The organism is Natronocella acetinitrilica (assembly GCF_024170285.1).
Lineage (GTDB): Bacteria > Pseudomonadota > Gammaproteobacteria > Nitrococcales > Aquisalimonadaceae > Natronocella > Natronocella acetinitrilica.
Map to the genome: position 1 here is coordinate 353966 of NZ_JALJXV010000002.1, position 13560 is coordinate 367525.

13 protein-coding genes are annotated in these 13560 nt (G+C 63.7%); 1 reads left to right on the top strand and 12 read right to left on the bottom strand.

Annotation, left to right across the window (positions count from 1 at the left end; all coding sequences use genetic code 11):
• Positions 1 to 117 precede the first annotated feature (117 nt).
• From rng to leuS, 9 genes are all read right to left on the bottom strand, one after another.
• The gene (gene rng, locus J2T57_RS04980) at positions 118 to 1593 is read right to left on the bottom strand and encodes a ribonuclease G (protein WP_253475181.1); all 1476 of its coding nucleotides are present in this window, start codon (positions 1591 to 1593) and stop codon (positions 118 to 120) included.
• A 3-nt stretch (positions 1594 to 1596) separates the two neighbouring features.
• Entirely contained in the window at positions 1597 to 2196 is a 600-nt protein-coding gene (locus tag J2T57_RS04985) for a Maf family protein (RefSeq protein WP_253475185.1), read from the bottom strand.
• A 74-nt stretch (positions 2197 to 2270) separates the two neighbouring features.
• Positions 2271 to 2738 carry a 23S rRNA (pseudouridine(1915)-N(3))-methyltransferase RlmH gene (gene rlmH / locus J2T57_RS04990; protein ID WP_253475189.1) on the bottom strand — a complete coding sequence of 156 codons (468 nt, stop codon included), beginning with the start codon at positions 2736 to 2738 and terminating at the stop codon, positions 2271 to 2273.
• Positions 2738 to 3079 carry a ribosome silencing factor gene (gene rsfS / locus J2T57_RS04995; protein WP_366519065.1) on the bottom strand — a complete coding sequence of 114 codons (342 nt, stop codon included), beginning with the start codon at positions 3077 to 3079 and terminating at the stop codon, positions 2738 to 2740. Before rsfS ends, rlmH begins: the two co-directional genes overlap by 1 nt.
• 76 nt (positions 3080 to 3155) lie before the next feature.
• Positions 3156 to 3803: a nicotinate-nucleotide adenylyltransferase gene (gene nadD / locus J2T57_RS05000; RefSeq protein WP_253475192.1), complete on the bottom strand. Its 648-nt coding sequence runs from the start codon at positions 3801 to 3803 to the stop codon at positions 3156 to 3158.
• Positions 3804 to 3834: 31 nt separating this feature from the next.
• Positions 3835 to 5085, bottom strand: a complete 1251-nt coding sequence (locus J2T57_RS05005) for a glutamate-5-semialdehyde dehydrogenase (protein WP_253475195.1) — start codon at positions 5083 to 5085, stop codon at positions 3835 to 3837.
• A 2-nt stretch (positions 5086 to 5087) separates the two neighbouring features.
• Complete coding sequence (gene holA, locus J2T57_RS05010) at positions 5088 to 6131, bottom strand: DNA polymerase III subunit delta (protein ID WP_253475199.1); 1044 nt, start codon at positions 6129 to 6131, stop codon at positions 5088 to 5090.
• Positions 6132 to 6153: 22 nt separating this feature from the next.
• Positions 6154 to 6657: an LPS-assembly lipoprotein LptE gene (locus J2T57_RS05015; protein WP_253475203.1), complete on the bottom strand. Its 504-nt coding sequence runs from the start codon at positions 6655 to 6657 to the stop codon at positions 6154 to 6156.
• A 1-nt stretch (position 6658) separates the two neighbouring features.
• Complete coding sequence (gene leuS, locus J2T57_RS05020) at positions 6659 to 9115, bottom strand: leucine--tRNA ligase (RefSeq protein ID WP_253475206.1); 2457 nt, start codon at positions 9113 to 9115, stop codon at positions 6659 to 6661.
• A 193-nt stretch (positions 9116 to 9308) separates the two neighbouring features.
• Here leuS and J2T57_RS05025 point away from each other — a divergent pair, with 193 nt between their 5' ends.
• Positions 9309 to 9824 (top strand): zinc ribbon-containing protein, encoded by a 516-nt coding sequence (locus J2T57_RS05025; protein ID WP_253475209.1) that lies wholly within the window; start codon positions 9309 to 9311, stop codon positions 9822 to 9824.
• A gap of 82 nt (positions 9825 to 9906) precedes the next feature.
• Here the strand turns inward: J2T57_RS05025 and J2T57_RS05030 are convergent, their stop codons facing one another.
• From J2T57_RS05030 to J2T57_RS05040, 3 genes are all read right to left on the bottom strand, one after another.
• Positions 9907 to 11274 carry a carbohydrate porin gene (locus J2T57_RS05030; RefSeq protein ID WP_253475212.1) on the bottom strand — a complete coding sequence of 456 codons (1368 nt, stop codon included), beginning with the start codon at positions 11272 to 11274 and terminating at the stop codon, positions 9907 to 9909.
• A 198-nt stretch (positions 11275 to 11472) separates the two neighbouring features.
• A complete protein-coding gene (locus tag J2T57_RS05035) occupies positions 11473 to 12492 on the bottom strand; it encodes a LacI family DNA-binding transcriptional regulator (protein ID WP_253475215.1) in 1020 nt (339 codons plus the stop codon).
• 90 nt (positions 12493 to 12582) lie between these two features.
• A complete protein-coding gene (locus J2T57_RS05040) occupies positions 12583 to 13542 on the bottom strand; it encodes a carbohydrate kinase family protein (RefSeq protein WP_253475218.1) in 960 nt (319 codons plus the stop codon).
• Between the last annotated feature and the right edge of the window lie 18 nt (positions 13543 to 13560).

The window sequence follows — 13560 nt, forward strand, 5'->3', positions numbered from 1 at the left end:
CACGCTCCGGAAACTGGCTGTATCGGCCGCCAACAATCGACGACAGCTTCATGTGGGTGAAACCCTGTCCCATACCAAAGCGCCGGGCGAAGCCACGCGAGAGACGCTGATACGCTTCTAGATCAGGACGACGTCGAACTGATCCGGCGCATACAACGGTTCGGCTTGGAGCGTGATCGGCCGCCCGATGAACTCTTCCAGCTCCGCCACGCTCATGTTCTCGTCTTCCAGCAGACGATCCACCACCGAGGTGGCAGCAAGCACAAGCAGCCGCTCGGCCTCGAACTGCCGCGCTTCGCGCATGATCTCTCGAAAGATTTCGTAACACACGGTTTCCGGGGTCTTCATGGTTCCACGACCACCGCAGGTTGGACACGACTCACAGAGCACATGTTCCAGACTTTCGCGGGTTCGCTTGCGGGTCATCTCCACCAGCCCCAGTGCGGATACACCACTGATCTGGGTCTTGGCATGATCCCGCTCCAGGCTTTTCTCCAGCGCCCGGAGAACCTGCCGACGGTGTTCGGCATCCTGCATGTCAATGAAATCGATAATGATGATGCCACCGAGATTACGCAGCCGGGTCTGCCGGGCAATGGACTGGGCCGCTTCCAGGTTGGTCTTGAAGATGGTCTCTTCCAGGTTGCGCCGCCCCACGTAGGCCCCGGTATTGACGTCCACCGTGGTCATGGCCTCGGTTTGATCGATGATGAGGTACCCGCCGGACTTGAGCTCGACCTTGCGGGACAGGGCGCGCTGCAACTCTTCCTCGACGCCGTACAGGTCGAAAATCGGCCGCTCGCCGCTGTAATGCTCCAGGCGTTCCAGAATTTCCGGAAAGAACTGGCGGCAGAAGCGCTCGACCCGGTCGAAGTTCTCACGGGAATCGACCCGGATGCGCTCCACCTCGTTACCGTTGAGGTCACGCAGCGCCCGTATGACCAGCGGCAGATCCTCATGAACACACTGCCCGCTGACGGCGGTCGCAGTCCGCGCCCGAATCGACTCCCAGAGCTTGCAGAGAAACGTCCTGTCAGCGGCAAGCGCGGTTTCGTCGACCTGCTCCGCCGCGGTGCGGAAGATATAGCCACCGGCATCTCCGGCAGCGATAAAGTTCTCGCCGATGGTCCGCAGGCGGGCGCGCTCCGTCTCGTCCTCGATGCGGGCGGACACGCCAACACTGGAGCTGTCAGGAAGAAACACCAGGTGGCGGGAAGGAATGGTGATATGGGTGGTGAGCCGCGCACCCTTGCTGCCGATGGGGTCCTTCACCACCTGGACGATGACCTCCTGCCCCTCCCGCAGCAGCTGCCGTATGTCCTGCAGGGTGCGCCGCTCACCGCCATCCACACATTCTGCAGTCGAAGGCAGGGTGATGTCGGATGCGTGCAGGAATGCGGTGCGCTCCAGCCCGGCATCGATAAACGCCGCCTGCATCCCCGGCAGGACGCGCTGCACACGGCCCTTGTAGATATTGCCCACCAGGCCGCGACGTCGGGTACGCTCGATGGTGACTTCCTGCAGCACACCATTCTCGACCACCGCCACGCGGGTCTCCTGGGGCGTGCAATTGACCAGGATCTCTTCGGACATGGGTTACCAGCGGTGCCGGAAATCGATGTCGAACTCTTCCATCAGATCCGCCACCTCGAACAGCGGCAGGCCCATGACGCCGGAGTAGCTGCCCTCGAGGTGCTCGATGAATACGGCACCCCGACCCTGGATCGCATAGGCACCGGCCTTGTCCACCGGCTCGCCGCTGTCCCAGTAACGCTCTATCTCCTGCCGAGTCAGCTCGCGAAAGGTCACGGAGCTGTAGCTGAGCCGTGTCGCCTCCCGATCATCCACCAGGGCAACCCCGGTCAGGACACGATGGGTGGCGCCGGACAACTCCTCCAGCATGGCAATGGCATCAGCGCGATCCCGGGGTTTGCCGTAGAGAACGTCATCCACCGCCACCACGGTATCAGCACCCAGCACTGGTAGTGGCGCGCTGCCGGCGACCTGCTGCCAGCCCGCGCGCGCCTTCTCCAGCGCGAGCCGCAGGACGTAGACCTCGGGCGACTCCTCATCGCTGCGTCGGGATTCGTCTACATCCACCTGCAACTGACGAAAGGCGATGCCGGCCTGCCCCAGCAAGGCGGAGCGCCGTGGCGAGTTGGAGGCGAGATAGATATCTGCTTGATCGGCTTGCATAAGTCCTCGGACTGTCCGGTGTCTGTTGTCCGCAGGTTGGCGGACGGCGGTCATTGAAGCACTGATTCAGTGTGTCAACGATGATACGGGTGATTGGCGAGGATGCTCCAGGCCCGGTAGAGCTGCTCAGCCAGTACGACACGGACCAGCATATGGGGCAGCGTCAACCGGGACACGCACCAGCGATGCTCGGCAGCAGCCAGCACCTCCGGGGCAAGACCATCGGGCCCACCGATCACCAGGGCTATCTCGCGACCATCGAGCATCCAGTCTGACAGTCGCTGCGCGAGTCGTTCCGTGGTCTCCTGCCGGCCACCAAGGTCCAGTGCCACGGTGCGGGCACCGGCGGGCAGCGCCTTGATGATGCGTTGCCCCTCGATGTCCCTGGCCCGGGTCGGGTTTCCACCCCGCCCACGGTCCCCCGGCGGCAGCTCGCGCAGCTCCATTCGCAGCTCCGGCGGCATGCGGCCAGCGTAGTCGGCATAGGCATCAGCCACCCAGGCGGGCATTTTCTGCCCGATGGCGATGATCTGCAGCCGCATCAGCCGGTGTGCTGTTCGTCGGATTCTTCGGGCGCTTCAAGCCCCCAGATGCGTTCAAGTCGATACAGTTCGCGCACACGCGGCAGCATCACGTGGATCACTGCGTCACCCAAATCCACCAGAATCCACTCCGCCGACTCCTGGCCTTCCATCCCCAGGGGCCGGAAACCGGCGGCCTTGGCCTGCTCCGCCACGTTGTCGGCAATGGCCTTGACGTGACGGTTGGAATTACCGGAGGCAATGAACATGGTATCGGTAATGCCCGTACGGCCTCGCACGTCCAGCGTAACCGTGTCTACGGCCTTCATGTCCTCCAGCGCCCGCAACACGATTTCCGACAATCGCTGCTGCAGGTCGTCACCACTACTTTCAGTCTGTGCTCTGCTGATAATGCACCTCCCGGGTATCCAGCCGGGCTCAGCCGCCCCCGCGGCAATAAAGCCCGTGCTCCTGAATATAGCGCCAAACCGCATCCGGCATCAGATATCTGCCCGAGCCCCCGACGGCGAGACGCCGTCGCAGTTCAGTCGCCGAGATGTCGAGCTGCGTAACCGTTTGAAACAGCACAAGCCCGGCCTGGGTACGCCGCAACTGCGCCCAGTCATCCGCCTGGCGCCCGGGCAGCCAGCGGCCAAGGGACTCAGGCATTTCGGTGCCGGTCGCCGGGCGCTCCATGATGACCAGATGGGCCAGATCCGACAATTCCTGCCAGCGGTGCCAGCGCGGCAAGCCGTGGAAACTGTCGGCACCGAGCAGCAGGCAGAGTACGTCGTCGGGAAACGCCTCGCGCAGGCCGCGCAGGGTATCGACCGTGTAGGAAGGCATGTCGCGACGCAACTCCCGGTCGTCCACCACGAAGCGTGGCTCATCGGCAGCCCCCAGGCTGAGCATCTCCAGTCGCCGCGCCGCCGTGACCTCGGGGGTATCCCGATGGGGCGGTATGTGGCAGGGGATCAGGCGCACCTGATCCAGGTCGCCGGCTTCGGCGACATCCAGCGCCACCCGCAAATGGCCATTATGGACCGGGTCGAACGTACCACCGAATATGCCGACAAGCCGGGCCATGATCGCCTACGCGCCGGGGTCAGTGGGGCGATTACTGCCGCACATGACCATCCCCCAGCACAACCCACTTCTGCGTGGTCAGGCCTTCCAGACCAACGGGGCCCCGGGCATGCAGGCGGTCGGTGCTGATACCGATCTCCGCGCCCAGGCCATACTCGAAACCGTCGGCGAAGCGGGTCGATGCGTTCACCATGACAGAACTCGAGTCCACCTCGCGGAGAAAACGGCGCGCCCGAGTGTAGTCCTCGGTCACGATGGCTTCGGTATGGCCCGAACCGTATGCGGCAATATGCTCGATGGCATCGTCCAGCCCATCAACCAGGCGCACCGCGAGGATGGGCGCCAGATACTCGGCATGCCAGTCATCCTCGGTGGCTGCCTGCATGGCGGGAACCAGAGCGCGACTGTCGGCGCAGCCGCGCAGTTCGACCCCAGTCTCACGATAACGGGCGGCGAGCCCGGGCAGCACCTGCTCGGCGATGCCCCGCGCCACCAGCAGGGTTTCCATGGCGTTGCAGACACCGAAACGATGGGTCTTGGCGTTATAGGCAATCGCCTCGGCCTTGGCCACATCGGCCCGGTCATCGATATACACGTGGCAGACACCGTCCAGATGCTTGATCACCGGCACCGTCGCCTCGCGACTGATCCGCTCGATGAGGCTCTTGCCACCGCGGGGAATGATCACGTCCACGTACTGGTTCATGGTGATCATCTCGCCCACAGCACGGCGATCTGTGGTGCCGATCACCTGCACGGCGTCCGCAGGCAGGCCGGCAGACTCGAGCCCCTGGCGAATGCACTCGGCGATTGCGGTGTTGGAATGAATCGCTTCCGACCCGCCCCGAAGCAGCGCCGCATTACCCGATTTCAGACAAAGAGCAGCGGCATCGGCTGTCACATTCGGCCGTGATTCGTAGATGATGCCGATGACCCCGAGGGGCACCCGCATATGACCCACCTGGATACCGCTGGGCCGATAGCGCAGGCCGCTGATCTCTCCAACGGGATCCGGCAGGGCAGCGATCTGTCGCAGACCCTCGGCCATGGCCGCGATGCGTGGCGGTGTCAGCTCCAGGCGATCAAGCAGGGCGGCATCGAGGCCGTTGTCGCGCCCCCGGGCGAGATCCCTGGCGTTCTCTTCCACCAGTCGATCAGACTGCGTCTCGATGGCTCCAGCGATGGCCTCAAGGGCCCTGTTCTTGGCGCCGGGCTCGGCCCGCGCCATGGCCCGGGATGCATGGCGTGCATGCTGCCCCAACTTCAACATCTCGTCTTTCATTGCTAAAACACGCCTGTAGATAAACGTCTGTACAAGCGCCGATCATTCAGAGCATCGACGCCAACCATGTCTACGGCAAGTTCCCGCAGGGCCTGCCAGGCGTCGCCTTCTCCGGCGCCCTTTATGAGCCGGTCGATGCGCGCGCAGTCCCGTAGCAGGGTCTCCCAGGCCATGGGGTCGGCCCGTCGGGCCGCCTGCCCCAGCAGCTTCTGCCGTGCGCCGAAGACCCGCTCCTGCCGAAACAGCTCGTCCACACGCCCGACGGCGGTGATCCGGCATACCAGGCGGATATCCCGCGACAGCGACCAGAGCACCAGCGTGGGCTGTTCACCCTCTTCCCGCAAGCCCTGCAGAATACGCAGGGTGCGCCTGATTTCCCCCGCCAATGCAGCCTCTGCCAGATCAAATACATTGTAGCGTGCGCTGTCGGCAACCACGGCACGGGCGGCTTCCACGGTTACCGGTCCTCCCCCCAGGAGCAGGCGCAGTTTGTCGACTTCCTGGGCCGCCGCCAGCAGGTTACCCTCGTTGCGCTCGGCGATCAGCCGCATGGCCTCGGGCTGTGGCTCAAGGCCGGCGGCACGCATGCGCCGGTTGATCCAGTTCGACAGCTCACCCCCGTTGGGCGCCCAGACCTGCATGAACACCCCCGCCCGGTCGATGGCCTTGGCCCAGGCCGAGTCGCGACTGCGCGAGTCGATTCGTCCCATGCTGATCAGCAAGACCGTGTCTTCAGGGGGCTGTTTGCACCAGTCCACCAGCGCGCGGCTGCCGTCCTTGCCAGGCTTGCCACTGGGCACTCGCAACTCCAGCAGGCGCCGGTCGCCGAATAGTGAGAGGTTGCCGCCGGAGCCCGCCAGGCGCCCCCAGTCGAATCGGCCATCCACATCGAGAATTTCGCGCTCGGTATGCCCAACCTCCCGGGCCCGGGCACGAATCGCATCCGCCGCCTCCTGCAGCTGCAAGGGCTCGTCGCCGCTGATGCAATAGACAGGCGCAAGCCCCTTGCCAAGAGTACTGGCGAGTTGTTCCGGCTTCAGTCGCATGAGCTACCAGAGCCAGTCATGGTCATTCTCCGATCAGCGCCTGCACGCGGTCAGTGAGCAGAAAAGCCGCATCGCGGCGCAGTTCCTGCACCAGGGCATCTTCCCGCCCTTCACTGCCAAGCACCTGCTGCTGTTCGAACCGATAACTTCGAATCTGCTGGTAAACGTCGGGCCCGACAAGGCGCTCGCCATTGCCGTCGAGAAACTCCCAGCGCAGGCGGTAGCGCAGTTCGTTCTCGCGGACTTCGTCACTGCGCCCACCGGAAATCCGCTGCGTGGAGCGGCTTTCATCCAGCAGCCTCAGGGTCGGAATGCCGGATCCCGTACTGACGACCTCGGCACCGGCAGCCTCAAGGGCAATACGCACCTCACGGTAGAGTTCATCACGACCCACGCGGGAATCCACCGCCAGTTGCACGCCCTCCAGCGATGCGGCTCCGGGTGCCGAACCCCGGAGATGCCAGCCGCAGCCAGCCAGCGATACAGCAAGCAGAGTGGTCAGCAACAGGGCGAGGCCACGGCGCATGTCAGTTGGCCACCACGTTGACAAGTCGCCCGGGCACCACGATGACCTTGCGCACCGTCTTGCCCTCGATAAAGCGCTGCACGTTACCCTCGGCGAGGGCCGCCCCTTCCACGGCGGCGCTGTCCGCATCGGCGGCCACGGCCACCTTGCCCCGGACCTTGCCGTTGACCTGCACCACCAGTTCCAGGGTGTCCTGCTCCAGGGCGGACTCGTCCACCTCGGGCCAATCGGCATCCAGCACCATGCCGTCATGGCCCATCGCCTGCCAGAGCTCCTGGGTTACGTGGGGCACGATGGGCGCGAGGATGAGAACCGCCGCCTCCAGCCCCTCCTGCATGACAGCGCGCCCCTGGGGCGACTGATCATCTGCAGCCTTGTACAAGGTATTGACCAGTTCCATGACCGCCGCGATGCCGGTGTTGAAGGTGAAGCGCCGACCGATGTCGTCGGAGGCCTTGCGGATGGTCTCGTGAACCTTGCGGCGAGTGGCCTTTTGCGTGTCGTTCAGTTCCGTCGCTGTCACCGCCGAACACGGCCCTGCAGCAACATGCTGTCTAGCCAGAGCCCAGAGGCGCTTGAGAAAACGATAGCCCCCTTCAACGCCACTATCGGACCACTCCAGGGACTGATCCGGCGGTGCCGCGAACATGGTGAACAGGCGCACCGTGTCGGCACCGTAGCGCTCCACGAGTGCCTGTGGATCCACGGTATTGCCCTTGGATTTGGACATCTTGGCACCATCCTTCAGCACCATGCCCTGGGTCAGCAGATTGGTAAACGGCTCGTCGGAGTCGATCAGGCCCTCATCGCGCATGGCCTTGTGGTAGAAGCGGGCGTAGAGCAGATGCAGGATGGCGTGCTCGATCCCTCCCACGTACTGATCCACCGGCAGCCAGTAGCGGGCCCGCTCATCCACCATGGCGCCATCGTTGCCGGCACTGGCGAAACGGGAGAAGTACCAGGACGACTCCATGAAGGTATCGAAGGTATCCGTCTCCCGCTCGGCCTCGCCGCCACACGCCGGGCAGGTGCAGCGATACCACTGGGGCATCTTCTTCAGCGGCGAGCCACTGCCGTCGAAGTCCACATCCTCCGGCAGGATCACGGGCAGATCCTCGTCGGGCACGGGGACGGTGCCGCAGGACGGGCAGTTGATCATGGGGATGGGAGCACCCCAGTACCGCTGCCGGGAAACACCCCAGTCCCGCAAGCGGAAGTTCACCTGCCGGCGGCCACGGCCCTCAGTCTCCAGTCTGGTTGCGATGGCGTCAAAGGCCTGCTCCGAGGTGAGCCCGGTGAATTCACCGGAATCGATGAGCACGCCCTTCTCTGCAACAGCGCCGTCGCTCACGTCCACCGGCGAGCCGTCGGCCGGGGCAATGACCGGACGGATCGGCAGGCCATAGCGGGTGGCGAATTCCCAGTCACGCTGATCGTGGGCCGGCACCGCCATGATGGCGCCGGCACCGTAGTCCATTAGCACGAAATTGGCGACCCACACCGGGATGGCGTCGCCGGTGAGGGGGTGAATGGCCCGCAGGCCGGTATCCAGCCCTTTCTTTTCCATGGTGGCCACGGTGGCCTCGGCGACACCGGCGTGGCTGCATTCCTCGACAAACGCGGCCAACTCGGGGTTGTCGGCAGCAAGCTCCCGGGTAATGGGGTGCTCGGGTGCAAGGCCCATGTAGGTCACGCCGAACAGGGTGTCGGGGCGCGTGGTATAGACGGTGAGTTGATCGGAACGGCCCTCGATGCCGAACTCCAGCTCCACCCCTTCAGAGCGACCGATCCAGTTGCGCTGCATGGCGCGGACCTGCTCGGGCCAGCCGGGCATGCGGTCCAGACAATCCAGCAATTCGTCGGCGTAGTCGGTGATGCGCAGAAACCACTGGGGAATCGCCCGGCGTTCCACCGGTGCACCGGAACGCCAACCCTTGCCGTCCACCACCTGCTCGTTGGCGAGCACGGTCTGATCCACCGGATCCCAGTTCACCGTGGCCGTCTTCTTGTAGGCCAGCCCCTTGCGGTACAGGCGAGTGAACAGCCATTGCTCCCAGCGATAGTACTCCGGGTCGCAGGTTGCAAATTCACGGGACCAGTCATAGGCAAAACCAAGCTGTTGGAGTTGCCCACGCATATAGGCGATGTTCTCCCGCGTCCACTTTGCCGGCGCAACCCTGTTTTGCATGGCGGCGTTCTCCGCCGGCAGGCCGAAGGCATCCCAGCCCATGGGCTGGAGCACGTTGCGCCCGCGCATCCGCTGGTAGCGGCTGATCACATCACCGATGGTGTAGTTGCGAACATGCCCCATGTGCAGCTTGCCGCTGGGGTAGGGAAACATGGACAGGCAGTAGTAGGTGTCCCGCGCCGGATCTTCGTCGACCTGGAAAGCCTGCCGCTCCTGCCAGAGGGACTGGACACGACGCTCGATCTGTTCGGGCTTGTAGTGCTCTTCCATTACCGCAACTGATTCCAGAGAGAGGGGTGGATTGGAGAAAGCGCGAATTATACGGCAAAGCTCCCCGGATTTCCGGTGGCTGCCCGGTCAGAAATCGACCCACCCGGCAAGCTGAACAATGCATGGGCTTGCGTTGCGCCCCCACCGCCCTACAGTTCTGGTAGACACCAATGTAACTACGGAGCCCCACTGCATGAGCGAGAAAGAGCGCGAGCGCGAACCGAAAGCCTACGAGAACATGCTCGAGCGCGTGACCGATGCGATGGAGCGTGCAGGCGAGGAAGCGCGCCCGAGATTGAACGAAGCCTTGCAGTGGGCACGGCAAAGGGCGGTGGAGCTTGGCGAACTCACTGCCGAGGAGGCCGAGCGGATCAGCGAATACATCCGCCGCGACGTAGAGGACGCCGCACGCCATCTGGCCCGGCGCAACGAGGACCTTGCCGGCTGGTTCAGAATGGACATGACCCTGCTGCAGAGCTGGTTGATCGACAAGTTCACCAGCATCGCTGATCGCACCCGGCTCGAGCTCGAGGAGCTTAACGCCTCCCTTGAATGGGCTACCCACGTGCATACCGGAGAGATCACCGGCCCCGGGGAACTGCGCTGCGAGGCCTGCGGCAAAGTGCTGCAGTTCACGAGGGCAGGTCATGTCCCACCGTGCCCGGCTTGCAGCGAGACCAGATTCCAGCGAGTTGGTGTGGGCAGCTAAAAAAACGGCCGGTCTGAGACACCGGCCAAAAGGGGGGGTCGAACGCATGCAACGCGGGCAGGCTCCTGCCCGCGTTTCCTGATCAGAACCAGATCTCGGTCTGGGCGCCGAACTGCCACTGACCTCCGGTAAAACCATCGGAGCCGAACGCGTCGTCGGCCGCGTAGTCGTTGAGTGCGGAATCCCAGTCGGTGTAGCTCGCGAAGACACGGATCTCGGGGCGCTGGAAAAAGCCGCCGACTTCCGGCTTGAAGGTGGGAGCAACGGTGAACTTGTAGAAATCACCATCCACCGCATTGCGGTCGAGATAGCCCTCCGGCTCCAGATCCATGGTCTGCCAGGTACCCTCGAAGGCCAGCTCGAAGTTGCTGGTGATCTCGCGCACCAGGCGCATGTTCAGCGTCAGCCAGCGGTAGTCATCATCCTCGACGTAGCGGTCCTGGCTGGCCTCGGCAAAGATCGCCGGCGCAAGTCGCCAGTTCTCGGACAGATAGGTGGTGCCATAGATCGCCAGACGCAACGCTTGCGCATCGTCCTGCAGGTTGGCGTCGCCGCCCAGCACCTTCACCTCGGCACCGAGACGCGCGCCGTAGAGCAGGGCCACCTTGAAGAATCCATCGGAGAGTCCGAAGAAACTGTCGCCGTGGTAGGCAAGCATGGTCTGCACGCCGGTGTTCGCCGGCGCCTCGCCGCCTCCGCCCACGCCGTCGTCGCGGTTACGCGGCGCGCTGATGCCGTTCAGCATCCACTGCCAGTTGCCGACAAAGTTGTTGACGGTACCGATGTAGACTTCCACATCGCCGCTTTCTTCCTCGAAATCCCGGGCGTACAGGGAGAAGTTGGCCCGCCATGCGTCGGCCATCTGTACGTCGTAGATGCCGGCACCGGTTCCCGCCAGGAACACCACGTCGGAATCCAGCCAGTGAATATCGAAGTTATCCCGGTCGAAACGCTTGCCGGCCCAGATGGTGCTGTTCTCGAAGGCGCCACTGAAAGACGGCAGGTGTGACAGTTCCACGAACACGTTCCGGGTGTTCAGGTTGCCAACGTCGGCAGTCCAGTCGTTATTGCTCTCGAGGCTGTCCGCAATCATTGCGGTGAAGCGGGTGCGTGTTCCGTTGCTTGCGATGCTGCGATGGGTCAGGTAGGCCTCGTAGTAGGTGTCGGGCTCGTTCCCGAGCCTCCCCACCGCACCACCCACGGAGCCCGCCGGAGTGGAGAACGGCCCGCCCACACCACGACGACCCTCGTCATTGCTGAGAATGCCAGACCGCGCATAGCCATTGAACGCGAACCCGGTCTCCTCCCGCTCCTGGATCTCACGCTCAAGCCGGTCCATCCGCTCTGCCAGACTGTCGTCGGATTGGGCGCTGGCCAGCATCGGCAGGCAAGCGACGGTACCCGCGACAAAGCCGATGACCGGCAGGATGATGTGCTTTCTCGTTAGCATCGTTGCTCCTCCATAAGGTTTGAAACGTCGTTACTCGGCGCCTTCCCGGCGCGTTATTGCTCCCGGCCGTTTGAGTGTTTCCCTGACGTCGGCCGGAACATCCAGGCACGAAACCATCCAAAATGGCATCGATGTCATTTATTTCGGGCTGCAGTCCATGGCTATTCTTGCTCGGTATATTCCGTGTTCGAGAGGGTTCTAGGGCCTTGTCGGCGGAGCCACGGAGTCACGGACTCGTAACAGACACGGAACCCGTTGCGGGACCGTGGACATTGGGGCCTGTGACGGGTCGACCAGCGCGCGAACGGCAAGCCGTCCCATCTCGGCGTATGGCAATGCGACGGTGGTGAGCGCTGGCCGCAGCGTCTCGGAGATCAGCTTGAGGTCGTCAAAGCCCATGACGGACAGATCCCCTGGCACCTGCAGTCCACGGTCCTGTGCGGCACAGTAGACCTGCAGGGCGATCTGATCGTTACCGCAGAGGATGGCACTGGGCCGGTCGGGTCGCCGCAACATTTCCATGGCGGCCTCAAAGGCGCTGAGCTGCTCGGCTTCCAGGGGCCCGACAAAACCGCACTGCACAAGATCCGGGCTCAGGGAGAGGCCCCGCTCAGCAAGTGCCGTGCGCAGCGCGGCCAGTCGGAGCTGCGTCGCGGGTAACACTGGATTCAGCGAGATCACGCCAAGATGGCGGTGCCCCTGATCGAGCAGATAGCGGGCAGCCGCGTATCCACCACCGTGGTCGTCGGGCACGAGGCTGGCGCCCTGCCAGTCATCTGCGTAACAGTTCAACAGCACCAGGGGCGCGCCTGCCTCGGGAACCGTATGGAGTCGCCGGTGGAACATCGAGGCAAACACCATGCCCTCAACCCGGTGCTGGCGAAACATGCGCAGGAACTCGCGCTCCCGCTGTGCATCGCGTTCGGTGTTGGCGATGAGCATGGTCTTGCCAAAGGCACGCAACTCATCCTGCATGCCACGAACCATGTCCACGGAATACGGTGTGCTCGCCACGACGTCGGTCATGAAGCCGACCACGCCGGAGCGGCGGGTGCGCATCATTCGGGCCGCGTGGCTGGGCTCGTAGCCCAAGCGGTCAATCACGGCCTGCACCCGACTCCTGGTTTCCGGACGGATGGGGGCTTCACCGTTAATGACCCGGGACGCGGTCTTGATGGAAACCCCGGCCTCACGGGCAATGTCCTTCAGGGTTGACACGATCTACTCCTCGTTATTGTTGCCGCTACTCTAGTAAAGCGATGACATCGATGTCAACCGACCATCCTTGCCCTCAGAATGACGCGAAAATCATGTCCCACCGACGCTCGCGGTTCTGGTGAGCAGGGACTGCACTTCATCCAGCGTGGGCGTCTCGGCTCCCGCGCGGGTGCAGCATATGGCAGCTGCCGCGCTGGCAAAACGCAATAGCTCATGCAGTGGCCCGCGGCCCAGCCCGACAGTTGCATCCCGTGACAGGAGCCCTTGCCGGTGCAGCCAGACAAGACAGGCTGCCGTGTAGGTATCCCCAGCGCCCACGGTATCGCGCACGGTAATCTTCGGAGGGCGGACAAAGACCCGCTCTTTCAGCGTGAGCGCCACCGCGCCGTCACCACCCCGTGTCAGCACCACGAGGGCGGGGCCATGCTCGAGCAGGTGCCTGGCGAAAGCTTCAGGTTCTTCTCCCGGCGCCAACCAGCCAACATCTTCATCACTCACCTTGACGATATCGGCGCAGGCGAGTTGACGCCACCAGCGATCAAGCAGCGCTGGACGGTCGTACATGAGCGTCGGGCGTATGTTCGGGTCCAGCACAAGAAGCCGATGGCCACGTTCCCTTTCAAGCAGCGCTTCGACAACCTCTGCGCTCCCGGGCAGACCGGCGGCAAGACCCCCGGTGACAATGCAGTTGACCTGGTCTGGCAGGTTTGCCGGAATGTGCTCTTCCGTGAGGCATGGGCTGTCCGGACCCAGACCGTGAAAGATGTATTCGGCGGAGCCGGTTGGATTCCTGCGAACCAGGGCGATGGGGGTCGCCGCCGTCCGCTGGGCCAGCAGCCCGGTATCGACACCGGTTTCCCGCAGACGGGCGCGCAGCAGCTCTCCCAGCCAATCATCAGCGACAGCACCAAGAAATGCGGCGGGCGCGCCCATGCGGGAAACCGCACAGGCCACGTTATATGGCGCCCCACCCGGCACCGGCTTGAAGTCCGAGTCGCCGGACTCGCCCGGCACCAGATCAATCAGGGCTTCACCACAGGTAAGCAACATGGGAAGACGCGTCCTTGG